Annotated in this window: 20 protein-coding genes and 5 pseudogenes; 9 read left to right on the top strand and 16 right to left on the bottom strand. The window is 70.1% G+C overall.

Annotated features, from left to right (window positions below; genetic code table 11):
- The 3 genes and pseudogenes from ABZS71_RS13130 to ABZS71_RS13120 form a co-directional block, all read right to left on the bottom strand.
- Window positions 1-93: pseudogene (locus tag ABZS71_RS13130) on the bottom strand (IS5/IS1182 family transposase); the annotation flags it as partial.
- Window positions 93-423 (bottom strand): annotated as a pseudogene (locus ABZS71_RS13125) (DNA cytosine methyltransferase); the annotation flags it as partial. The pseudogenes ABZS71_RS13130 and ABZS71_RS13125, both read right to left, overlap by 1 nt.
- Window positions 420-701: a hypothetical protein gene (locus ABZS71_RS13120; RefSeq protein ID WP_356209534.1), complete on the bottom strand. Its 282-nt coding sequence runs from the start codon at window positions 699-701 to the stop codon at window positions 420-422. The gene ABZS71_RS13120 and the pseudogene ABZS71_RS13125, both read right to left, overlap by 4 nt.
- Window positions 702-1,260: 559 nt before the next feature.
- Here ABZS71_RS13120 and ABZS71_RS13115 point away from each other — a divergent pair.
- The 4 genes from ABZS71_RS13115 (at window position 1,261) to ABZS71_RS13100 (ending at window position 3,194) form a co-directional block, all read left to right on the top strand.
- Complete coding sequence (locus ABZS71_RS13115) at window positions 1,261-1,635, top strand: VOC family protein (protein ID WP_356209561.1); 375 nt, start codon at window positions 1,261-1,263, stop codon at window positions 1,633-1,635.
- Between the two features lie 325 nt (window positions 1,636-1,960).
- Window positions 1,961-2,512 carry an MFS transporter gene (locus ABZS71_RS13110; protein WP_356209531.1) on the top strand — a complete coding sequence of 184 codons (552 nt, stop codon included), beginning with the start codon at window positions 1,961-1,963 and terminating at the stop codon, window positions 2,510-2,512.
- Window positions 2,500-2,874, top strand: a complete 375-nt coding sequence (locus ABZS71_RS13105; protein ID WP_356209528.1) for a hypothetical protein — start codon at window positions 2,500-2,502, stop codon at window positions 2,872-2,874. Before ABZS71_RS13110 ends, ABZS71_RS13105 begins: the two co-directional genes overlap by 13 nt.
- A 14-nt stretch (window positions 2,875-2,888) precedes the next feature.
- On the top strand, window positions 2,889-3,194 hold the full coding sequence (locus ABZS71_RS13100; RefSeq protein WP_356209525.1) for an MFS transporter: 306 nt from the start codon (window positions 2,889-2,891) through the stop codon (window positions 3,192-3,194).
- 76 nt (window positions 3,195-3,270) lie between these two features.
- On the opposite strand, the gene ABZS71_RS13095 is transcribed toward ABZS71_RS13100, so the two are convergent.
- From ABZS71_RS13095 to ABZS71_RS13085, 3 genes and pseudogenes are all read right to left on the bottom strand, one after another.
- Window positions 3,271-3,783 carry a hypothetical protein gene (locus tag ABZS71_RS13095; protein ID WP_356209522.1) on the bottom strand — a complete coding sequence of 171 codons (513 nt, stop codon included), beginning with the start codon at window positions 3,781-3,783 and terminating at the stop codon, window positions 3,271-3,273.
- Window positions 3,780-4,106 carry a helix-turn-helix transcriptional regulator gene (locus tag ABZS71_RS13090; RefSeq protein WP_356209519.1) on the bottom strand — a complete coding sequence of 109 codons (327 nt, stop codon included), beginning with the start codon at window positions 4,104-4,106 and terminating at the stop codon, window positions 3,780-3,782. The genes ABZS71_RS13095 and ABZS71_RS13090 overlap by 4 nt, the downstream gene beginning before the upstream one ends.
- A 29-nt stretch (window positions 4,107-4,135) precedes the next feature.
- Window positions 4,136-4,375, bottom strand: a pseudogene (locus tag ABZS71_RS13085) (site-specific integrase); the annotation flags it as partial.
- A gap of 185 nt (window positions 4,376-4,560) precedes the next feature.
- On the opposite strand from ABZS71_RS13085, the pseudogene ABZS71_RS13080 reads away from it, so the two are divergent.
- A pseudogene (locus ABZS71_RS13080) lies at window positions 4,561-4,904 on the top strand (transposase); the annotation flags it as partial.
- A 53-nt stretch (window positions 4,905-4,957) separates the two neighbouring features.
- Here ABZS71_RS13080 and ABZS71_RS13075 read toward each other — a convergent pair.
- Both ABZS71_RS13075 and ABZS71_RS13070 read right to left on the bottom strand, forming a co-directional pair.
- A complete protein-coding gene (locus ABZS71_RS13075) occupies window positions 4,958-5,965 on the bottom strand; it encodes an SMP-30/gluconolactonase/LRE family protein (protein WP_356209516.1) in 1,008 nt (335 codons plus the stop codon).
- Between the two features lie 4 nt (window positions 5,966-5,969).
- A complete protein-coding gene (locus ABZS71_RS13070) occupies window positions 5,970-6,533 on the bottom strand; it encodes a diguanylate cyclase (protein ID WP_356209513.1) in 564 nt (187 codons plus the stop codon).
- Between the two features lie 427 nt (window positions 6,534-6,960).
- Between ABZS71_RS13070 and ABZS71_RS13065 the strand changes: the two genes are divergently transcribed.
- Window positions 6,961-8,937: an aconitate hydratase gene (locus ABZS71_RS13065; protein ID WP_356209510.1), complete on the top strand. Its 1,977-nt coding sequence runs from the start codon at window positions 6,961-6,963 to the stop codon at window positions 8,935-8,937.
- 121 nt (window positions 8,938-9,058) lie between these two features.
- Window positions 9,059-9,187 carry a hypothetical protein gene (locus ABZS71_RS13060; RefSeq protein WP_356209507.1) on the top strand — a complete coding sequence of 43 codons (129 nt, stop codon included), beginning with the start codon at window positions 9,059-9,061 and terminating at the stop codon, window positions 9,185-9,187.
- On the opposite strand, the gene ABZS71_RS13055 is transcribed toward ABZS71_RS13060, so the two are convergent.
- The 6 genes from ABZS71_RS13055 to ABZS71_RS13030 all read right to left on the bottom strand — a co-directional run bounded on the left by ABZS71_RS13055 (window position 9,184) and on the right by ABZS71_RS13030 (window position 16,904).
- On the bottom strand, window positions 9,184-10,668 hold the full coding sequence (locus ABZS71_RS13055) for an FGGY-family carbohydrate kinase (protein ID WP_356209504.1): 1,485 nt from the start codon (window positions 10,666-10,668) through the stop codon (window positions 9,184-9,186). The genes ABZS71_RS13060 and ABZS71_RS13055 overlap by 4 nt on opposite strands.
- 50 nt (window positions 10,669-10,718) lie before the next feature.
- A complete protein-coding gene (locus tag ABZS71_RS13050) occupies window positions 10,719-11,753 on the bottom strand; it encodes an ABC transporter permease (RefSeq protein ID WP_356209501.1) in 1,035 nt (344 codons plus the stop codon).
- The gene (locus tag ABZS71_RS13045) at window positions 11,750-12,748 is read right to left on the bottom strand and encodes an ABC transporter permease (RefSeq protein WP_355852737.1); all 999 of its coding nucleotides are present in this window, start codon (window positions 12,746-12,748) and stop codon (window positions 11,750-11,752) included. The genes ABZS71_RS13050 and ABZS71_RS13045 overlap by 4 nt, the downstream gene beginning before the upstream one ends.
- Entirely contained in the window at window positions 12,745-14,298 is a 1,554-nt protein-coding gene (locus tag ABZS71_RS13040; protein WP_356209498.1) for a sugar ABC transporter ATP-binding protein, read from the bottom strand. Before ABZS71_RS13040 ends, ABZS71_RS13045 begins: the two co-directional genes overlap by 4 nt.
- A 1-nt stretch (window position 14,299) precedes the next feature.
- Window positions 14,300-15,325: an autoinducer 2 ABC transporter substrate-binding protein gene (locus ABZS71_RS13035; protein ID WP_355852743.1), complete on the bottom strand. Its 1,026-nt coding sequence runs from the start codon at window positions 15,323-15,325 to the stop codon at window positions 14,300-14,302.
- Between the two features lie 97 nt (window positions 15,326-15,422).
- On the bottom strand, window positions 15,423-16,904 hold the full coding sequence (locus ABZS71_RS13030; protein WP_355852746.1) for a rhamnulokinase family protein: 1,482 nt from the start codon (window positions 16,902-16,904) through the stop codon (window positions 15,423-15,425).
- Between the two features lie 264 nt (window positions 16,905-17,168).
- Here ABZS71_RS13030 and ABZS71_RS13025 point away from each other — a divergent pair, with 264 nt between their 5' ends.
- Together ABZS71_RS13025 and ABZS71_RS13020 are read left to right on the top strand one after the other, a co-directional pair.
- Window positions 17,169-17,948: an HAD family hydrolase gene (locus ABZS71_RS13025; protein WP_356209495.1), complete on the top strand. Its 780-nt coding sequence runs from the start codon at window positions 17,169-17,171 to the stop codon at window positions 17,946-17,948.
- Between the two features lie 65 nt (window positions 17,949-18,013).
- Window positions 18,014-19,507 carry an FGGY-family carbohydrate kinase gene (locus tag ABZS71_RS13020; RefSeq protein WP_356209492.1) on the top strand — a complete coding sequence of 498 codons (1,494 nt, stop codon included), beginning with the start codon at window positions 18,014-18,016 and terminating at the stop codon, window positions 19,505-19,507.
- A gap of 125 nt (window positions 19,508-19,632) precedes the next feature.
- On the opposite strand, the gene ABZS71_RS13015 is transcribed toward ABZS71_RS13020, so the two are convergent.
- Both ABZS71_RS13015 and ABZS71_RS13010 read right to left on the bottom strand, forming a co-directional pair.
- Complete coding sequence (locus ABZS71_RS13015; protein WP_356209489.1) at window positions 19,633-20,451, bottom strand: DeoR/GlpR family DNA-binding transcription regulator; 819 nt, start codon at window positions 20,449-20,451, stop codon at window positions 19,633-19,635.
- Window positions 20,452-20,597: 146 nt separating this feature from the next.
- Window positions 20,598-20,832: pseudogene (locus ABZS71_RS13010) on the bottom strand (transposase); the annotation flags it as partial.
- Window positions 20,833-20,837: the final 5 nt, after the last annotated feature.

Genomic DNA, 20,837 nt, shown 5'->3' with positions numbered 1-20,837 from the left:
GTAGCGGTCCTTGTACAGGTCCGGATCGTGACCGACTGGGCGGCCGCCGCGAGAACCCTTCTTCTTGCGGTTGGCGGCCTGGTCGACCTTCTCCGCTCGTCCTGGCAGGCGGCGAGCAGCTTTGCGCGAGTGCCGCCGGCGGCGAGGTCGGCGACCTGTGCACCAGCGGCTGGTCGACCAGCCCGAGGCGTTTGCCGGCCATCGACCATGCCTGACAGGGCGGACTGGCAATGCATCACGGGTCTTACCGACGAAGGGCCGGACGGGATACATCGCCACATTGGTCTGGATGGTCAACTGGCCAGCTGCGGCACGGGCCTTGCAGGCCCATTCGTCCCATTCCAGGCCGATGTCCCGCGCGCCGAGCACCGACAGCGCGTGGCTCCAGCCGCCCGGTCCCGCGAACAGGTCCGGAACGGTCAAGTGGCCAGCCCGAAGTCGTCCTGCACCGGCTCACTTTGCCCGCGGCAGGCCCAGGGGGAGCAGCCGTTGACCACGCCGTTCTCCAGCTCCTCCACCGCGGCAGCACGGTCGTCGAGTTCCTGCTGGCGCGCAGCCCACTCGGCGGACGTGACGTGATCGATGGGGGCCTGGTAGAGCGGCACACGGGAGCGGTGCAGGAACGCCTGCCCCAGCAGCCGGTTCCCGGAGGCGTTCGCGCGGGCGTTGTCCCGGCGGATGGCCGCGTCGAACGCGACCACGTCCGCCCATTCCTCCGGACTGCTGTCCCGGATATTCCGCCACTTCGCGTTTCCGTGAAATGGACAACCGAGGCAGCTCGATTTCGGAGTGCCCGCCAGGCCGATGGAGGTCAGATAACGGACGCAGTCTGCGCGGGACCATCCGAGGTCGATGTACCGCCCGGAGTTCAGCGGAACTGAAACTTCTTTGTGTTGAACTTCGATGGACAGGGCGGCTCTGCGCGCAATGAGGGTGGAAGTTTCCGGAAGCCCGGTTTGGGGAGTTGGATTCTTTGACGGGCGGGGGGTGCGGTGCATGCGGGGCTTAGATGTGAGTTTGTGCAATGTGCCTTATTCGTCGTGACGTGGGTGGTCAAAGCGGTTGTTGTTCGGGGTCCGGTTCGAGGATTCAGCGGGCGGCGTTCGCGTAGCGGATGGCGGATCCCGCTGCCGCCTCCCCTCTCGGGTGAAGCCCGGCGGCGGTCCGGCGTACCGCCGCGCATGCCCGCCGCGGCGGCGGGTACGACCCCTCCCGTACAGCGGCGTCGCGGAAGCGGCCGAGGAGCGAGGGGTGTCGGAAGTGATTCGAAAGCTGCAGGCGGTCGCGCTGGACTGCGCCGATCCGGTACGGCTCGCGGAGTTCTACGCGGATCTGCTCGGCGGCCGGGTGGTCGCGGATCCGGAGGATCCCGACTGGGTCGAGGTGCACGGGTTCGAGGGGACGCCGCTGGCCTGCCAGCGGGTGGACGGATACCGACCGCCCGAATGGCCCGGCCAGCAACGCCCGCAGCAGCTCCACCTGGACTTCGACGTGGACGACCTCGACGGGGAGGAGAAGCGGGCGCTCACCCTCGGCGCGACCGTGCTGGAGCGGACGGACCAGCTCCGCCCGGAGGCCAACTGGCGGGTCTACGCGGACCCGGCCGGCCATCCGTTCTGCCTCTGCCTCCACTGAGTCCACCGGGCCACAACAGCCACTGAGGCGGCGTCAGGATCTGCCGCCGGGAGGGGATCTCGACCCCGCGTTCGATCAGCCAGATGCATCCCAGCGCCACGGCCAGCACCAGCGCGTCGAAGACGGTGTGGTGGGTTTGCGCCGTGGGTTTGCGCCGTGGGTTTGTGCAATATGCTTCACAGGCCATCTCATTTTGCTGGTTCGATAACTTGTCGGGGTGGGGATCGTTGAATGAGATGACGTGGTAAGGGAGTTGCACGGTTCGTGGCTCTTGCAAGCGGTCACCGGTGTTGGGCGGCGGCTCCGTCCCCTTAGGTTTCACCCTATGGCCTCATCCGTCGATCCTGAACACCGAGCTGCCGAGGCGCGGCCGCGCCTGGTGACCCGCCCGCTCCTGTTGCGCTTTGTGACGGTCGTCGGCTCCTCGGCGAGCTTCTATCTGCTGCTGTCGGTCGTCCCGGCGTACGCGCAGAGCGCGCCGGGCGGGGGCAGCGACAAGGCGGGCCTGGTCACCGGTGCGCTGATGCTGGCCACGGTGGCCGGCGAGCTGATAGCTCCATGGCTGGCCGCACGCTGTGGCTATCGCGTGATGCTGGGGGCGGGGTTGTTGTTGCTGGGTGCTCCGGCACTGGCCCTGACCGTGTGGCAGAGTCTGGCGTGCATCGTGGCGGTGTGCCTTGTTCGGGGGCTCGGCTTCGCGTTCACCCTGGTGGCGGGTGGGGCGCTGACGGCGTCGCTGATCCCGCCCGAACGCCGCGGGGAGGGGCTGGCCCTGATCGGCATCATGGCCGGTGTGCCGTCGCTGGTGGGCCTGCCGCTCGGGGCCTGGCTGGCATTGCACACGGGTACGGGCCCGTCTGCTCGGTGGCGGCACTGATCGCCCTGGTCGCCATCGCCGCCGTCCCGGGCCTGCCTGGCCGGGAAGCGGCGTCGGGGCCGTCCCTGGGGATCTTCGCTGGGGCCCGTTCCGGCACGCTCGGCCGCCCCACGGCCGTGTTCGCGGTGACGGCAGTGGGCGCGGGGATCGTCGTCACCTTTCTGCCACTGGCCGTGGCGCCGGGCTATTCCGGCGTGGTCGCCGCGGCTCTCTTCGTGCAACCGGCCGCCGCGACCGCATCCCGCTGGTTCGCCGGTCGGCACGCCGACCGGCGCGGAGCCGCCGGGCTGGTCGTGCCGGGGCTGGTCGCCTCAGCCGCCGGCATCCTCGTCGTTGCCTCACGGGCGTCCCCGTCGCGGTAGTCGTGGGTGCGGCCGTGTTCGGGGTCGGCTTCGGCATCACCCAGAGCGCAACCATCACGCTGATGTACTCCCGGGTCCCGGCCTCCGGGTATGGGACGGTGAGCGCCCTGTGGAATGTCGCCTACGACGCGGGTATGGGCATCGGTGCGGTCGGCTTCGGCGCGGTGGCCGGCTTGACCGGCTACCCCTGGGCATTCGTCCTGACCGCGCTCCTGATGCTGGCAGCCCTCGTCCCGGCCTGGTGGGACCGAACGGCAGCGCGCAAACAACGTGCGACGACCAGGGATGATCGGGCGGTGACGGCGGAGGGGCAACGGTGAGCGATTGCCTGCACCCTCATCCCCTACCGCAGACTCGCCGAATGAGATGACTTGTTATTCGTCGTGACGTGGGTGGTCAGGGCGGTTGTTGTTCGGGGTCCGGTTCGAGGATTGAGCGGGCGGCGTTCGCGTAGCGGATGGCGGTGGCCGTGCTGATGTCGAAGACGGCGGCCAGGTGGAGTGGGTCGGGCCCGCGGTCGAGAGCTTCGTCGAGCCAGCGGTCTGCTCGCAAGCGGTCGAGGGTGGCGTTGTGGCCGCTGAACAGGTTGGAGAGGAAATAGTCCGTCACGAACACCAGCTGATGGCAGTCGATCTGCTGGAGGAACGGGGCCAGGGGCCCGCAGTGCGGGATGCCCGCCCCTGTGGTGATCCGGTCGATATTCACGCGGCGGTGCGCTTCGCGCCAGCACAGGCGGCAGTAACGCTGCTTGACGGCGATGTGCCGCCGGCAGCTGCCGCACTTGCCCTCGTAATGGAGCCGGCGGAAGGCGTAGCAGGCCGTGCACCGTCCGTACCACCACAACGGTCCCCATGCGAAGCAGTCCAGGCACGAGCCGACCGGTCTCGTGTCGTACCGAGCGCTGGTCATAGCGGTGGTTTGCTGCGGCCTCGCGGACTACGTGGCCGGATCACGGGAGACGACTGGCAGATCGCCTCGGACGTCTCCGACTCGGAGGGTGCGGCGGCGGCTACGGATTCTGGCTCACGGATCAGCAGTTCCTCGGGGCCGCAGTCCAACGCGGCGCAGAAGACTTCGAGTTCGTCGAGCTTGATGCTGTTCGGCTGGCCCGACCACAGCCCGGAGAGTTTGCCCGCGCTCATCGGTAGCCCGCGTTCGGCGAGCATTCGCTGCAGTTCGCTGGCCTTCCAGATTCCGCGGTTCGCTGCCGCGAGTCGCAGGTTCCACTTCATGGGATCAGTCCTTCCAGACGCTGGGCGGCTCATTGCTGTCCTCGCAGCCAGGCGTCCTCGATGTGGGTGCGCCGGACGTGCACGTACCGCATGGTGGTGGCGATCCAGCTGTGGCCGAGCAGTTCCTGGATGGCCAGCAGATCCATGCCTGCCAGGTACATCTGGCTGGCGCAGAAATGTCGCAGGACGTGCGGGGTCAGCCGGGCGGCCCAGTAGGGAAGGTGCCGCTCGACGGCTTCGTTCAGGCCGTCACGCAGGGATTGCGAGCTGACCTGCTTCGACGTGCCGTCTGCGTTTCTGCGCTCCGATCTCCTGGGCTAGGAGCGTGTCTCAGTAACGGGTAACCCGCCTGCGGTTCGTGATCATTCGTGCGGGATGATCTCGGTATGCATGGTGGGGATGGGCTGTTCGAGAGCCGGTCGAGAAGGAGCAGCCGCAGGTTCGTCCGACGGGGGTGGACAAGACGTTCCGGGCGTTCGATCCACACCAGGTGTTGCTGCTGCCCCCGTCGCTGGACGACTGGCTGCCGGAGGATCATCTGGCCCGGTTCGTCGCCGATCTGGTTGACGAGGTGCTCGATCGCGGGCCGGTCCTGGCTGACTACACCGAAAAGCGCGGCTACCCGCCCTACGACCCGCGGCTGATGGTGCGGCTGCTGATCTACGGCTACACCACGTCCGCTCCTCGCGCGCGATCGAGCGCAAGTGTGCCGACGATGTCGCCTTCCGGTTCCTCGCCGCCGACCAGGCCCCCGACTTCCGCTCGATCGCCCGGTTCCGCCGCCGCCACCTGGACGCGCTGATGAGGGTCAGGTGGCGCCGGGATGAGGCTCAGCGCCGTCGTTCCGGATGCTACGACGACGGGTGAGCCGGGAGCTCGCATACCGCTATGCCCCGCTCCAGCAGACTGCCAAGCACCAGATGGCGGCCGTGTTCGCACACGCTCGTGGCCATCCGGTACGGGGACCGGCGGCGCAGCAGATGGCGGGCGACCTGGCCGTCGGGGCGGATCGCCAGCACGCGCACGGTGGGCCGGGGGCGGGGGTGGAGCCTCTTGACGGCGGTCCATGCCGCCCTTCTGAGCGCGGGGGAGGCGTGGTGCAGTACGTCCACGGCGTGCTCCCGCGGCCCGGCCAGGGCGACCCAGAAGACCCCGTCGGCACCGCGGGAGAGGTTGTCGGGGTAGCCCGGCAGGTCGCGTATGAGCGTGTCGTCCTTCCCCGCCCGCGGGCCGGTGAGCCAGTAGCGGCTGATGCGGCGGGCGCCGCTCTCCGCCACGGCGACGAACGACTCGTCCGGTGCCAGCGCGACTCCATTGGCGAACTGCAGCCCGTCCCTCAGCACCTCCGGCTCGCCGTCGGGCCGCAGCCGCAGGAGTTGCCCGGTGCCGGTGCGCTCCAGGATGTCGCCCAGCCAGTCCTCCAGGGCGTAGCGGCGGCTGGAGACGGTGAAGTAGACCGTGCCGTCCGCCGCCGTGGCGACATTGCTGCAGAACCGCAGCGGGACGCCGTCCACCTCGTCGGCGAGGACGCGCACCGCCCCGCCGCGCGGGTCGACGCGCAGCAGGCCGCGCCGGGCGTCGCATACCAGCAGCTCGCCGTCGGGGGAGGGGACGAGGCCCAGCGGCCTTCCGCCGGTGTTGGCGATCACCTCGGACCTGGCGAGCTCCGCGGTTTTCGACAGGGTCAGCCGCCAGATCGCCCCGTCCGCCGTACCGGTCAGGATCCGGCCGTCGGCGTCGAGCGCCACGTGTTCCGGTCCTCGTGTGTCACGGGCGACGATGCGCGGGTGAGGCAGCGGCTCGACCGTTCCGGTCGCCCCGGCTGCCCCAGCCGCTCGCGAGCGGTGTTGTCGCACCATGGGCTCACGCCGTCTTACGGGCCCTGGCCGCCTTGACGCACCGCGTCATCTCCTCGGCGTAGGGCAGGGCGACGAAGGCGCCGATGGCTGCCCCGATCGCCGCCAGATAGCGGGCGGGCAGCGGGTTCTCCTTGGGCAGCAGCTTCCAGTCCTCCGCCGTGTCGCCCCCGCGCAGGGCGGCCCGGACCTGGTCCCAGTGCAGACACGATGTGAATGCCAGCGCCGACAGCGGCAGGACCTCCAGGAAGCTGTGGATGTGCTGTTCCACCGGGCGCACTTCACGCTCGCCGGTGGCCAGACTGACGTCCCACAGGGCAGTCGCGCCGTGGACCACGGCAGCACCGCCCATGACCGACAGTACGAGCGGATTGACCCGGGCGAGGAGCCCCATCGCGACCGGAACCCCCGCCTCCGTCATCATCAGCGCGTGCAGCGCCGACTCGCGCGTGCCGGAGGTCTCCTCGATCCGGGTCCGGCGGTGCATGGCCCAGTCCACCACGGCCGGTACGAACCACAGCGGCAGTGCCCCGTACATCAGAAAACGCCGGTTGGCGTCCTCGACATCCATGGGTTCCCGCGGCACAAACAGGTCGCGTGGCCGCCGCCAACGCCGCCATGCGCGGGCCACCGGACTACGGGGAAGAGTCATACCGCCTCCAGAGCGAAAACCGTGTGAGCCGGGTGCCCTGGTCGCATCCGGGACAAACTGTCGTGGAGGACTCTTCGCCCGTTCGGGGCCCCGCTGATTGAGCCCCCCGTGGAGAGGCGGCTCCCGGGCGCACAGGGCTCCACGCGCCCGGCGTGTACGCGCGTCAGGGCCGGAAGGGTCTGTGGGGGCCGACGGCACGAGGATCCGGTGTCCGTGGTGTCCGGTGCAGGACGGGGCTACCTGGTGACTCATAGCGATTGGTGCACTATGGGTGTGGCTGACCGGGAACCTCGCCGTGGGGCGCCCGGAAGGTCCGGCCGCTCCGCCCCAGGAAGGTGGTACCTCGATGGCTCCGCCCCGTGGCTACGCACAAGGCACCGTGACGCAGCGACTGATCGGCGATCACCTGTTGTCCGGCCGTATGGAGCCGGGGGAAGAGATCGGGCTGCGTGTGGACCAGACGCTCACCCAGGACGCTACCGGCACGCTGGTGATGCAGGAGCTGGAAGCACTGGCCCTGGACCGGGTCCGGACACAGGTCAGCGTTCAGTACGTTGACCACAACATTCTTCAGTCCGACGAGCGTAATGCCGAGGACCATCTCTTTCTGCGTTCGGCGGCCCGCCGCTTCGGCCTGTGGTTCTCCAAACCCGGCAATGGTGTCTCACACCCGACCCATATGCAGCACTTCGGTGCTCCTGGCAAAACTCTGGCCGGCTCCGACTCGCACACCTGTGCGGGCGGTTCACTCGGAATGCTGGCGATCGGCACCGGCGGCCTGGAAGTGGCACTCGCCATGGCCGGGCGGCCCCTCCATCTCACCATGCCGAAAGTCTGGGGCGTTCGGCTGACAGGTGAACTGCCGCCGTGGGTCAGCGCCAAGGATGTGATTTTGGAGATGCTGCGCCGTCATGGGGTGCAAGGAGGTGTCCAGCGCGTGCTGGAGTACTACGGACCCGGTCTGGCCTCCCTCACCGCCATGGACCGGCACGTCATCGCGAACATGGGGGCGGAACTCGGCGCCACCACGACCGTCTTCCCCTCGGATGAGGCGGTGCGCGCCTTCCTCGACGGAGTGGGGCGTGCTGATGACTTCGTCGAGATCGTCGCGGAGCGGGATGCGTCCTATGACTTCGACGAGGAGATCGACCTGTCGTCATTGGAGCCGCTCATCGCACGGCCGACGTCCCCGGGAAATGTCGCCCCGGTCAGGGAAGTCGCCGGAGAGCCCATCAGCCAGGCGGTCATCGGCTCGTCCGCCAACCCCGGATTCCGCGACTTCGCCGTCCCTGCCGCCATGGTGGCGGGGCGTCAGACCGCAGCCGGGGTGAGCTTGGACATCAACCCGACATCCCGCGAGATCCTCCAGGACCTGACGCGCACCGGTGCGACGTTCGACCTGATCGCTGCCGGTGCCCGAATCCACCAGTCAGGCTGCCTCGGCTGCATCGGCATGGGACAGGCGCCGGCCTCAGGACGCAATTCCCTTCGGACCTTCCCGCGCAACTTCCCCGGTCGCTCCGGCACCGAGGACGACGCGGTGTGGCTGTGCTCACCGGAGACCGCCGCCGCCTCCGCGTTGACCGGCGCCATCACGGATCCGCGTGACTGGGCCGACCGCCTCTCAGTGACCACTCCCGCGCCGGACGCACCCAAGCCCCCATCGGTCAACAACGCCATGCTGGAACCGCCGTTGCCGCCGGACCAGGCAAGGGGGGTTCAGCTGGAACGCGGCCCCAATATCTCCGCACTACCCGATCTCGATCCTCTGCCCGACAGCATCGGAGGCCCGGTCCTCTTGAAGGCCGGTGATGACGTCTCGACCGACGAGATCTCCCCGGCCGGGGCGAAAGCCCTGCCCTACAGGTCCAATATCCCGAAGCTGGCGGAATTCACCCTCACCCGGCTGGATCCCGACTACCCCCGGCGCGCCGAGGCGGTCCGACAGGACACGGGACACCTCATTGTCGCCGGCGAGAACTACGGACAGGGTTCTTCCCGCGAACACGCTGCCATCGCCCCGCGCTACCTCGGACTGCGAGCTGTCATCGCGAAATCCTACGCCCGCATTCACTGGCAGAACCTCATCAACTTCGGTGTTCTGCCCCTCCAGTTCGACGATCCCGACGACTACGCGGGCATCAAGGTCAACGACCGGCTGCACCTGTCCGGTCTGCACGAGGCCCTCTCCCCGACGAGCGACCCGACACTCCGCATCCGTAACGCGACCCGGGATGAGGAGTACCTCGTCCGCCACCGTCTCTCCTCCCGGCAGCGTGAGGCGATTCTCGCGGGCGGCATCATCCCCGCGCTCGCACGCTGACCGGCCAGGGCCGGAAGTGACGAGCCGAGGTTCCGGTCCCCACGGCCACGGCCCGGGGCCGTCACCTTCACCTCCGGCAGTGACTCGGCCGACTCGCGGTCGGCCCGCCGGCCCTTCGAAGATGACCCGCGACGACGTCGAGACGGCCCTGGCCGGATCCACCGGACTTCGCCGCGAGGCGGGCTCAGGCGCTGAAGGTGGAGTCGTCCTCGACGACAAGGCCCTGACCAGCAGCGATAGCGAGTACTAGCCGCGGCGCTGCAGGCCGGCGAGCACGTGCGCCTGGTCCCTCGTGGCCGGGTAGAGCTGCCGGTAGACGTCGTGCAACTCGTCATAGACCTCCCGCCCCTCGGCCCGGGGCTGCACGGTGCGGCTGGTGCGCGCCCAGGTGGCGCCCTCCTCGGGTACCAGACCCGCGGCGACGGCGGCGAGCAGGGCGTCGCCGTAGCTGGCGCCGATCCGCTGCTCGGGCAGGTCCTGGGGGCGGCCGGTGACGTCGGAGACGATCTGGGTCCACAGGTCGCCGGTCGTGCCGCCGCCAACGGCGACCAGTCGGGCCGGTTCGGCGCCCGCCTGCGCCATCACCTCCAGGTGGTGCCGCACCGCGTACGCGGTCGCCTCCAGCGCCGCCCGGTACAGGTGCCCCCGGCCGTGCCGCAGCGTGAGGCCGAGAACCGCGCCGCGGGCGTCCGGATCGAACAGCGGGCTCCGCTCGCCCGCGAAGTAGGGCAGCATGACCAGGCCGTGCGACCCCGCCGGGATCTGGGCAGCCTCGGCTGTGAGGTCCCCGAACGACCCCCCCACCAGCCGGCGCAGCCAGTCGGTGACCGCCCCGGAGGTGGCCATCCCTCCGGCCAGGTTGGCCGTGCCGGGAACGATGCCGCGGGTGGCCCACAACCGCCGGTCCACCACGGGTCGGTCGAGTACCTGGACGAGGAACATCGTGGTCCCGTACATCAGCATGCAGTCGCCGGGGTCCCGTACGCCCACGCTGAGCGCTTCGGCCCAGGCGTCGATGGTGCCCGCCGCGACCGGCGTGCCTGCGGGGATGCCGGTGGCCTCGGCCGCCGCCGCAGTGACGTGGCCGGCGACCTCGCCCGGCCACAGCAGCCGGGGCAGCCGGACTCCGGGAGCGATCTCGGCGGCGATCTCCTCGATCCAGCTCGCGGTGTGCAGGTCGTACAGCGGGTCGCACTGGCTGGCCGAGTGGTGGTCAAGGACGTATTCGCCGGCCAGCCGTTCGACCACGTAGGACGACGCCATGAGGAACCGCTTGGTCCGGGCGTAGACCTCCGGTTCGTTGCGGCGCAGCCAGGCCAGCTTGGGTCCGACGGCCTGCGAGGTGAGGACCGAGCCGCTGCGGGCCAGGATCCGCTCCTCGCCATAGCGCTCGGTGAGCTCTGTTATCTCCCGGGTCGCGCGGGTGTCGATGCCGTACAGGATGGCCGGGCGCAGGGGGCGGCCGGAGGCGTCGACGGGCAGCAGGCACGGTCCGATGCCGCTGGTGCACACGGCGGCCAGGGGGCCGTCGGCGTGCGGCAGCAGGCGCCGGCACAGCTCAACGACATCCGCCCACCAGGTCTGCTCGGCGTCGTGCTCGGCCCAGCCCGGGCGTGGCAGGGACACCGTGTGGGGTATCTCGGCTTGTGCGACCACGGTGCCATCTGCCCGGGCCAGTACCCCCTTGGAACTGGACGTGCCGATGTCGATGCCGAGGACGAGTGCGCTCATCGGTCGCTCTGGCGCCGTGGTGGCGCGGGCGTAAACCGACAGACGGGGGGTCATCCGCCGCTCCCGAAGACGCGTTGGGCCACCGAGTTGAGCAGCGCGGCCAGCAGCAGTACGAACCCCAGGGTGCCGACCTGCCAGATCGCCGGGTAGTTGGCGACGCTGATGGCGTTGTTGATGACGGTGACCGTGAGGGTGGCCAGCACCACTCCGGAGACCCGGCCCACGCCGCCGGTGATGGCGACGCCGCCCAGCACGGCGACGGTGATCGCCATGAGCTCCATGTTGACGCCCGCGTCAGGGCGAGCGCTGGCGAAGCGGGCGGTGGTGACGACGGCGGCCAGTCCGGAAAGCAGGCCCGAGAGGGCGTAGGCCCAAAAGCGGGTGCGGGCCACGTCGAGGCCTGCGAAGCGGGCCGCGACGTCGTTGGTCCCCACGCCGTACAACCGGCGTCCGAATCCGGTGCGGTTGAGGAGGAACCAGACGACCACGATGACGGGCACGTAGATGAAGAAGACCTGTGTCGGGATGCCGGAGAGGTACTGGGTCAGCTTGAACAGCTCGGGCGGCAGGTTCGAGATCGGGACGGTGCCGGTGAGCACCAGGGGGATGGCGCTGAAGGCGTAGAGAGTGGCGAGGGTGACGATGATGGCGGGGAAGCGCAGATAGGCGATGAGGAAGCCGTTGATCGCGCCCAGGGCGAGGCCGCAGAGCAGGGTGGCCGCCACGCCGCCGGCCAGGCCGAGGTGCCATTGGGTCGCCGCCAGGCCAAAGATCATGCTCGTCAGGCTGACCATCGAGCCGACGGACAGGTCGATGGCGCCGCGGCCGCTGACGACGACGATGAGTTCGGCGAGGGCGAGCAGGCCGACCTCGACGGCGTAGCCCATGCTGCCCGCGAGGTTGGTGTAGGTGAGGAAGTAGGGCACCCGCGCGCCGAAGAACAGCACGACCGCGATGAGCACGACCGCCAGCAGCAGGGTGCGGTCGGTGAGGACCCGGCGCACCACCGCGGTCACCGGGTGGGTGCCGCGGTCGGCCGCGGGGGTGGGGGTGGGGGTGGGGGTGGGGGTGGTGACGGTGCTCATGCGGCGGTCCTCCTTCGCTGGCGCAGGATGTCGACGCCCACCGCGGCGACGATGAGCAGGCCCAGGAACAGGCCCTCCAACAGGGCGGGCGCGCCGGTGATGGTCAGCGCGTTGGCGACGGTGCCGACCAGCAAGGCTCCGAGCAAGGTGCCGAGGACGGTGCCCTTGCCACCGAGGATGCTGGTGCCGCCGAGGACGACCGCGGCGATGACCTGCAGTTCGAAGCCGGTGCCGACGTTGGTCTGGACGCCGCCGTTGCGGCCGACGAACACCAGCGCGGCAATGCCCACGAGGAGACCGGTCAGCGTGTAGACGGCGATGTGCCGGCGGGGGATGTTCACCCCTGACAGCCGTGCCGTCTCCGAGTTGCTGCCCAGCGCGTACAGGTGCCTGCCGGTGGGCCGGTGGCGCAGGTAGAGGCCGCCGAGGACGGCGAGCAGCATGGTCAGCCACCAGGAGACCGGAACGCCGAGGAGGGTCCCCACACCGAGGTCGTGCAGGCTCGAGCGCAGCCCGGTGACCCAGTTGCCACCGGTGAGCTGGTAAGAGACGAACCGGAACAGGTTCAGGGTGCCGAAGGTGACGATGATCGGGTGGATCCGGCCGTAGGCGACCAGCAGTCCGTTGAACAGCCCGAGGAGCGCGCCGGCGGCCACGCCGATCAGCACGGCCACCGCGGTCGGCTGACCGGCGTGCAGGCTCTGGCCGATGAGGACGGAGCAGACCGCCAGTGCGGATCCGGCGGACACGTCGATGCCGCCGGTGATGATCACCATGGTCATGCCGACGCCGACGATCCCGATCAGCGAGATGTCACGCAGAATGTTGGCCATGTTGTGGCCGGTGAAGAAGGGGTCGTAGGTGACGCCCAGGACCAGCCACAGGACGACGAGGACGCCGATGAGGCTGGCTTCGTTGCTTCGCAGAAACCGGCCGAGCGCGGCGGGGAGCTGCCGTCGGCCGCCGGCCGCCGTGGGTGTGTCAAGGGTGCTCATGCGGTGGTGTCCTCCTCGCGCACGGTGCCGATGGCGGCCTGCAGCACGTCGGCGCTCTGCGCTCCACGGTCGAAGGTGCGGCGCACGGCGCCGTCCTGCATCACCACGACGTGGTCGGCCAGTGCCATGACCTCGGGAAGGTCGGTGCTGACGACGATGACCGCGGTTCCCTCGGCGGCCAGCTCGAGGATGATGCGGTGGATCTCCTCCTTGGCGGCCACGTCCACGCCCTGGGTGGGCTCTTCGAGCAGCAGCAGCTCCGGGCGCCGGACCAGTTGGCGCGCGAGCACGACCTTCTGCGCGTTACCGCCGGACAGCGCGCTGGTGGGGGTGGAGACGTCCGGAGCCTTGATGGCGAGCCGCCGCAGGAAGTCCGCGGCGATCGACTTCTCCCGGCTCCGGTCCACCACGACACCGAGGCGGCGCAGTTCGCCGAGGTGGGCGATGGAGATGTTGTAGGCGATGCTCTGCGGACCGAAGATGCCCTGTGCCTTGCGGTCCCTGGGGAGCAGAGCGATGCCGCGCTTGGCGGCGTCCGCCGTGGACCGCACGGTGATGCGCTCTCCGTGCAGGTGGACCTCACCCGTGTCCGCGGGCGCGATGCCGTACAAGCACTGGGCGAGCTCGTCCGCGCCGGATCCGATCAGGCCGTACAGGCCGAGGATCTCCCCGGCGCGGACCGTGATGTCCACATCGCGGAACGCGCCGGCTCGTCCGAGCCGGTTTGTCCGCAGGACCGGCTTTCCGGGAGCGGGCCGGGGCTCCTGGGAGAGCCCGGCCAGCGCCCGGCCGGCCATCAGACGCGCGATCTCACTCTCGGTCAGCTCGCTGACCGGGGCGGACGCGACGACCTGCCCGTCGCGCATCACGGTCGCCCGGTCGGCGATGGTGAAGACTTCTCCGAGCCGGTGGCTGATGTAGACGATGCCGACGCCGTCGGCCCGCAGGCGTGTGATGACCTCGAAGAGGTCCTGGGTCTCCTGGTCCGACAGGATCGCGGAGGGTTCGTCGAAGATGAGGATCTGGGCCTCGTGGACGAGCGCCTTGGCGATGGACACCAGTTGCTGCCGGCCGACTGTCAGGTCGCTCATCCGCGCGTCCGCCAGGTCCGGGTCCATCCGCAGGCCGTCCAGCAGCTCCCGGACCCGGCTTCGCTGCCCGGTCCAGTCGACGCCGCCGAAGCGGGTGCGCAGCTCGCGCCCGGCGAACACGTTCTCCAGGACCGACAGTTCGGCGAAGACGTGGGGTTCCTGATAGACGGTGGCGATGCCGAGCTTGAAGGCCGCCTGGGCTCCGGTGATGCGGACCGGCTCGTCCAGGCGCCGGATGTCGCCGCCGTCGGGCTGGACCGCCCCGGCGATCACCTTGATCAGGGTGGACTTGCCGGCGCCGTTGGAACCGAGCAGGGCGTGCACCTCCCCGGGGCGGATCTCGAAGTCGACTCCGCGCAGGGCGTAGACCCCCTGGTAGTGCTTCTCGATGCCGCGGAGGGCGAGCAGCGGCACTGTGTGCCCGCCCTCCGCTTCACCGGTGGTGGAAACCGGCGCCATGTCAGAACTTCCCGGCGTACTGGGCCACGTTGCCCTTGTCGAAGACCAGCGGCTCGCCCAGCAGGAGCGTCTTGTCCGCCCCGTTGTAGCTGACGCCCTTGATCTTCCCGACAGTGGAGGCGTCCAGGGTCTTGCCCTCAACGAGCTGCTTGCCCGCCCAGACTGTGAGGTAGCCCAGGTCGCTTGGGTTCCACAGCACGACCTTGGCCATGGCACCGCTCTTGATGTGGTTCTTCATCGCGCTCGGCGTGGCGACGCCGGTGGAGAAGACCTTGCCTATCTTGCCGGCGTCGGTGATGGCCTGGGCGACACCGGGGGCGGAGGTGGTGCACTCGCCGACCAGGCCCTTCAGGTCCGGGTTGGCGCTCATCAGGTCCTTGGCGATGCTGGCGGCCTTGTCCTGGTCCTCGCCGGCGTACTTGACGCCCACCAGCTGCATGTCCGGGTACTTGCTGCGGGTGTAGGACTTCTGCTCGGCTATCCACGAGTTGAGGTTCTTCGCGGTGGGTCCGCAGGAGACGATCCCCCACTTGCCCTTGCCGCCCATCTGCGAGGCCAGGGAGTCCACCAGGGCCTTGCCGATGGCCTCGTCGGTGGCCTGCTGGACGAACGCCTGGCGAACGCTGCCGGGGGCGTCCGTGTCGGAGGTGAAAACCTTGATGCCGGCGGCCTTGGCCCGCTGAAGCACGGGGGCGATGGCGGCCGGGTCGTCGGGGGCGACGGCGATGGCATCGACGTGCTGAGAGATCAGACCGTCGATGGTCTGGATCTGCGAGGCCGAGTCCGCAGTCGAGGGCCCCTGGTAGGTGAAGTCCACCCCGAGGTCCTTGGCCGCTTGCTGACCGCCCTTCTGCATGGCGGTGAAGTACGGAATGCCCACGAGCTTCGGCACGAAAGCCACCCGGACCTTCTTGCCGGCGTTGCCCGCGCCGGAGCCGCCGTTCGGCGTCGTACTGCAACCGCAGGCGGTCACGGCCAGGGTGGCCGCAACACCGGCGGCAGCGATCCACTTACGCATGTGCACCATCGGGGTGTTCCTTTCGGTCCGCTCGCGCCGAGCGGTTTCGGGTGGGGGTTTCCGGGCCGCCTCCGGTACGGCTGCGGCCCGAGGGGGTGGGGGTGTGTCAGGTGGCCAGGACCGCCGAGTACCGCTCGTAGGCGTCCTGCCACTCCTTCGGGTCCCGGGGTTCGTAGGAGGTGAGGGCCGTGGAGGCCCGGGAGAGCTCCCGTGCCTGGTCCAGGGAGTCGATCCAGCCGAGTGCCTGTGCCTGGACCAGCAGGTTGCCCATGCTGGCGGCCTCCACCGGTCCGGCCAGCACACGGCGTCCGGTGGCATTCGCGGTCCACTGGCACAGCAGGGCGTTGCGCACCCCGCCGCCGACGATGTGAACGGTGCCGATGGGACACCCGGTGATGCCCTCGATGTCGTCCAGGGTGGCCCGGAACCGCATGGCCAGGCTCTCCAGGACGCAGCAGACCACCTCGGCCGGGCTGTTGGGAGCGGGCTGCCCGGTGCGTGTGCAGAAGCCGCGGACCCGGGCGGGCATGTGCTCGTCGGGCCGGAGGAACTCGGTGGCGTCGGTGTCGATGAAGCAGCGGTGCGGGCGGGCGGTGGCAGCCATGGTGACCAGTTCCTGGTAGGACCAGTCGGCGCCCTGCCGTACCCAGGAGCGCAGGCACTCCTGCAGCAACCAGAGCCCCATCACGTTGCGCAGCAGCCGCACCGTGCCGAAGGGGCCACCCTCGTTGGACAGTCCCGCGGCGAAAGTCCGGTCGTCCACGATCGGGGCGCCGAGCTCCACACCGACCACGGCCCAGGTGCCGCAGCTTACGAAGGCCGAGCCGTCGGGGGCGCTTGGGAGGGGGACCGCGACCACGGCGCTGGCCGTGTCGTGGGACGCGGGTACGACCACACGAGTCCCGGAGAGCCCGGTCTCCTCGGCGATCTCCGCGGTCAGCGGCCCCAGGTCGGTACCGGGCGCGACCGTCTCCCGCAGCAGGCGGCTGGGCACCCCGAACCGCTCCACCAGGTCCTTGTCCCATAGTCCGCCGCGTATGTCGAAGCACTCGCTTGTCGTGGCGACGGTGTACTCACTGGCCGCCTCGCCCGACAGCCAGAAGTGGAACAGGTCGGGGACGAACAGCAGCCGGTCGGCGGCTTGCAGGGCCGGGTCCTCGGCCATGGCCATCGCGTAGAGCTGGTAGAGGGTGTTGATGGACATCGTTCGCGTCCCGGTGCGCTGGTACACCTCGAAGGCGTCGGCGATCGCGGCAGCGGAAACGGTGGCCCCCTCGGTGCGGGGGTCGCGGTAGTGCACGGGACCGGACAGCAGCCGCCCGGCCCGGTCCACCAAGCCGAAGTCGATGCCCCAGGTGTCCACCCCGACCGAGTGGATCCGCCCGCCGGTCCGGGCCCGCGCCTCGGCGAGACTGCGCCGCACCTTCCCGAACAGCGACAGGACGTTCCAGTGCATCCTTCCGTGGATACGGACGGGCACATTGGGGAAGCGCGCCACATCCTCGAGGCGCAGCCGCTCCCCGTCGAAGTGGCCGACAGTGGCGCGCCCGGTTTCCGCGCCCAGATCCACCGCGAGCATCGCCGTCATCGCCGGCCCCCGCCCGCGATCCTGTGACTCTCCGGGCCCGCGGTGCCGGCCCGAGGAGACAGGAGCGGTGTCGGCGCGGCACTCACCGGCTGGAACAGGACGGTACAGGGCACAGCGCTCTCCCTCCTTGGACGGCGGCCCGACAGATGGGACGCTCACCGACGACCAATGTCACCAAGCTCAGGAAATTTAACGTTGCCTGCGCTAGGACGGCAAGATTTAACGTTAGATTCTCAACCTGAATGTGACACGAGAGGGGGCGGGATGGATCGCGAGGTTGTCGCCGCAGGCCCAGCGCCGCGCGCGGGCATCATGACGACAGGGGCCGGAGCGGGCAGCGAGCCGGGGGCGCCGGAGCCGATCGAACTCGTCATGCTCGACGTCGGCGGACCCGTCTACGACGACGCCTGCTACGCCCGAGCCCTGCTGCGCGCCGTGCGGGAGCTGGGCGGAGAGGTCGAGGAAGCAGCCTTCCACCGGGTGTGCGAGCAGCACCGCCGGGAGCAGCGCGGCTCCCTGCGCACCCGGCTGGCGCAGAGGTTCGTCCCCGGGGCCGACCGTGAGCGGCTCTCCGCCCTGGCGTCCCGGTACTGGCACCATCCACCGGACGCGCTCTATCCGGACGTTTTGCCCACGCTTCGGGCGCTGGCGGGCAGGTACCGGATCGCCCTGGTCGCCAACCAGCACCCACGGGTCTCCGAGGCCCTGCACCGGGACGGAGTCGCGGCCTACGTGGATGTCTGGGCCCTCTCCGGGGTGGTGGGGGCGGAGAAGCCCGACCCGGCCATCTTCCGGCACGCCTTGGCGGAAGCGGGGGTGCCGGCGCAGCGGGCCGCACACGTCGGCAACCGTCTGGACAACGACGTGCGGGCGGCACGGGCCGTGGGCGTGCGAACGGTGTGGGTCCTGCGGGGCGAGGCACCGTCGGCACCCACGGCCGAGCAGCTCCGGGAGGCCGACGCGGCCGTCTCCTCCCTCACCGAACTCCCCGGCGTGCTGGACGCCCTGCAGCGCTCCGGCAAACGGCGGGCGGCAGTGCCGTAAGGTCCGCGTCTGGAGGTACGGGTGAGGACCGCGCATCAGGAAGTACGGGTCAGGAGGTACGGGTCATGAGGTCCGGGTCGGCCGATCCGCTGTTCGTCGGTGTGGACGTCTCCACCGGGCAGGTACGGGCCCTGTGCTGCGGGCCGGACGGTACCGTCCACGCCCGGGCCGTCGCCGAACTGCCGTCACCCGTGCGCCCGCAGCCGGGTGCCGCCGAACAGGACGCGCGGTCCTGGTGGCCGGCGACCGTCACGGCGCTGATGCGGGTCACCACTTCCCTCGGGCCCCGCCGCAAACACATCCGGGCACTCGCCATCACCTCCACCTCCGGCACCGTGGTCGCCGTCGACCGGCGCGGACGGCCGCTGGGGCCCGCGGTGATGTACGACGACGCCCGCGCGCGGAGCGAGGCCGCGACCGCGGCATTCGCCGGCCGCGACCGCTGGGCCAGGCTCGGGGTCCGGGTCGGTCCCACCTTCGGTCCCGGCCGGATCGCCCGGCTGCTCTCCGAACACCGCGGGCAGGAGGTCTTCCGGGTGTGCCACACCGCCGACCTGCTCGCCTGGCGGCTGGTGGGGGCACCCACCGCACTGGACTGGAGCCATGCGCTGCGCAGTGGCTACGACGTGCTGGCCGGTGAGTGGGCGCTGGAGGCATTCGACGCCTTGGGCGCGGATCTCGGCCTGCTGCCGACGGTCCTGCCACCGACTACGCCGGTCGGGGCGATCGGAGCGTCCGCGGCGGCCCGGACCGGGCTGCCGCGGGGATGCGAGATCCGGCTCGGCATGACCGACGGCTGCACCGGGCAGCTGGCCGGCGGTGGCACCCTCCCCGGGTCTTTCGTCTCGGTGCTCGGAACCACACTGGTCGTCAAGGGCATTTCGCGGACGCTGATCCGCGACCCCGGCGGCCCCGTCTACAGCCATCGGCTGCCGGACGGCCACTGGATGCCGGGGGGCGCCTCCAACACCGGCGGCGAAGCGCTGGCAACGTGGCCGGCCGCGCGCCGTCCGGTGCTGGACGCCGCCGCGCAGGCACGCGGTCCGGCGAGCGTCGTGTGCTACCCCCTGGCCCGTACGGGAGAGCGGTTCCCCTTCGCCGTGCCCGAGGCGCGGGGGTTCACCACGGGGATGCCCGACGGGGAGGTCGACGCCTACCGGGCGGCGCTGGAGGGCGTGGCCTTCGTCGAGCGGCTCGCCTACGACTGCCTTGGGGGCCTCGGCGCTCCGGTCAACCGGGTGTTCACCGCGGGCGGGGGCAACCGCAGTGAGGCATGGCTGCGCATCCGGGCCACGGTGCTGGGTCGGCCGATCGAGCCCGTGGCCCAGGCGGAGAGCGCCTTCGGCGCGGCGATGCTCGCCTCCGTCGGCAGCGCCCACCGCGGCCTGCCGGAGGCCACGGCGGCGATGGTTCGCACCGGCCCGGTCATCGAGCCCTGCGCCGCCGAGCAAGCGGCCTTGGAGGACCGCTACGGGAGGTTCGTCGCCGAGCTGGCGCAGCGGGGGTGGTGGAGCGGCAGCGTGCGGCCGGAGGCCCGCTCCGCGACCGGCGTCGGGTGAGGCATCTCCCCTGGGCGGGCGACCGGCGTGTGGAGACCACCGCTCGGCGGGTGACGGCCGAACGCCGCGGTGGGGGGCCCCGAGGTCCCCGAGGTCCCCGAGGGTGCGGTCCCGCCGGGAAACTGTCAGGGCGTCGGCGGCGCGACCTCGACCGGGACCCCCCAGCCCCGCAGCTCCGCCAGATCCTCAGGGCCAATGGCCGCATCGACGATCACGATGTCGAACGCCGTCAGCGGTGCCAGTTGGCGCAGGGCGCGCTTGCCCAACTTGGTGTGGTCCAGCAACAGGACGCGTCTCTCGGCGGCCTCCATGAGCGCCCGCTTGATCATGATGGTGTCCTGCGACTTGTGGAAGCACGAACCATCGCTGATCGCCGTGGTCGACATGAACAGCACATCCGCCCGCAGCGGGCGGATGGCCTCCCTGGTCTGGAGGCCCAAGAAGGCGTCGTAGGCCGGGTAATAGGCACCGCCGAGCGCGATCAGTTCGATACCCGCCTCGCCGGCCAGCGCGTTCACCACCGCCAGGTAGTTCGAGATCACCGTCATCGGGCCCTGTGCGGGGAGCAGCTGCGCCAGCTGCAAGGCGGTCGTGCTGTCGTCGATGATGACGGTCTGGCCACGGGAGACATGACCGAGGGCCGCCCGGGCGATCTGCTGCTTCTCGGCCACCATCGCCGACAGCCGGGACCGGGCGCTGGTGTCCAGCAGCGCCGACGGATGCGCGGTGGCACCTCCGCGGATCTTGCGGAGCCAGCCCTGCTCTGCCAGGACGTCGAGGTCCCGATGGATGGTCATCACACTCACCGAGAACTCTTCGGCAAGATTCTCGATCCGGGCGAAGCCCGTAGCCAGTACCTGTTCCCGGATCCGCTCCCGGCGTTGCACGTTCGGCTGGACGCCGACGCCTGAAGCCTGGCGGGAACCCTTTCTAGAGCTGGACATTCGACCCCCAGGATGAATTCGGATCAGCTGGCGCGCTCAGCGCGGCCAGCTAGTATCTCACCTCATGACTGTTTCATTTCACATTCCGCACGTAACAATGGGAGGTGATTGTCACAACCCCGGCGGACCGGCGAGCCCGTGTGCCGCTGCGGTGCACGCACGCTGGTGGAGTCCGCTGCGATGTCCCAGTCGATCTCGGCTGCGGCGTCGTCCGCGGCCTGGACCTGCCGCAGCAGACGTTCCCCGGTGCCGTCGGCCGACCACAGCCGATGGTGCTCATACGCCGTCTTCCACGGCCCGTATCTCTCGGGCAGGTGGCGCCACTGCCCCCGTCGGCACCCGATGCGGGATCCCTTCGATCACCTGTCGGTGATCCGCCACCGACC

Origin of the sequence: Streptomyces sp. NPDC005393, from assembly GCF_040606675.1 — a bacterium.
Classification (GTDB): domain Bacteria; phylum Actinomycetota; class Actinomycetes; order Streptomycetales; family Streptomycetaceae; genus Streptomyces.
This window is presented reverse-complemented; position numbering and strand designations above follow the sequence as displayed.

What these genes read in the sequence shown, in the direction of transcription:
- ABZS71_RS13025 (WP_356209495.1), top strand. Translation starts at nt 17,169, where the DNA reads ATGGATCGCGAGGTTGTCGCCGCAGGCCCAGCGCCGCGCGCGGGCATC.
- ABZS71_RS13070 (WP_356209513.1), bottom strand. Translation starts at nt 6,533, where the DNA reads ATGGATGTCGAGGACGCCAACCGGCGTTTTCTGATGTACGGGGCACTG.
- ABZS71_RS13075 (WP_356209516.1), bottom strand. Translation starts at nt 5,965, where the DNA reads ATGGTGCGACAACACCGCTCGCGAGCGGCTGGGGCAGCCGGGGCGACC.
- ABZS71_RS13050 (WP_356209501.1), bottom strand. Translation starts at nt 11,753, where the DNA reads ATGAGCACCGTCACCACCCCCACCCCCACCCCCACCCCCACCCCCGCG.
- ABZS71_RS13045 (WP_355852737.1), bottom strand. Translation starts at nt 12,748, where the DNA reads ATGAGCACCCTTGACACACCCACGGCGGCCGGCGGCCGACGGCAGCTC.
- ABZS71_RS13095 (WP_356209522.1), bottom strand. Translation starts at nt 3,783, where the DNA reads ATGACCAGCGCTCGGTACGACACGAGACCGGTCGGCTCGTGCCTGGAC.
- ABZS71_RS13060 (WP_356209507.1), top strand. Translation starts at nt 9,059, where the DNA reads ATGACCCGCGACGACGTCGAGACGGCCCTGGCCGGATCCACCGGACTT.
- ABZS71_RS13090 (WP_356209519.1), bottom strand. Translation starts at nt 4,106, where the DNA reads ATGAAGTGGAACCTGCGACTCGCGGCAGCGAACCGCGGAATCTGGAAG.
- ABZS71_RS13030 (WP_355852746.1), bottom strand. Translation starts at nt 16,904, where the DNA reads ATGACGGCGATGCTCGCGGTGGATCTGGGCGCGGAAACCGGGCGCGCC.
- ABZS71_RS13015 (WP_356209489.1), bottom strand. Translation starts at nt 20,451, where the DNA reads ATGTCCAGCTCTAGAAAGGGTTCCCGCCAGGCTTCAGGCGTCGGCGTC.
- ABZS71_RS13040 (WP_356209498.1), bottom strand. Translation starts at nt 14,298, where the DNA reads ATGGCGCCGGTTTCCACCACCGGTGAAGCGGAGGGCGGGCACACAGTG.
- ABZS71_RS13035 (WP_355852743.1), bottom strand. Translation starts at nt 15,325, where the DNA reads ATGGTGCACATGCGTAAGTGGATCGCTGCCGCCGGTGTTGCGGCCACC.
- ABZS71_RS13065 (WP_356209510.1), top strand. Translation starts at nt 6,961, where the DNA reads ATGGCTCCGCCCCGTGGCTACGCACAAGGCACCGTGACGCAGCGACTG.
- ABZS71_RS13020 (WP_356209492.1), top strand. Translation starts at nt 18,014, where the DNA reads ATGAGGTCCGGGTCGGCCGATCCGCTGTTCGTCGGTGTGGACGTCTCC.
- ABZS71_RS13055 (WP_356209504.1), bottom strand. Translation starts at nt 10,668, where the DNA reads ATGAGCGCACTCGTCCTCGGCATCGACATCGGCACGTCCAGTTCCAAG.
- ABZS71_RS13110 (WP_356209531.1), top strand. Translation starts at nt 1,961, where the DNA reads ATGGCCTCATCCGTCGATCCTGAACACCGAGCTGCCGAGGCGCGGCCG.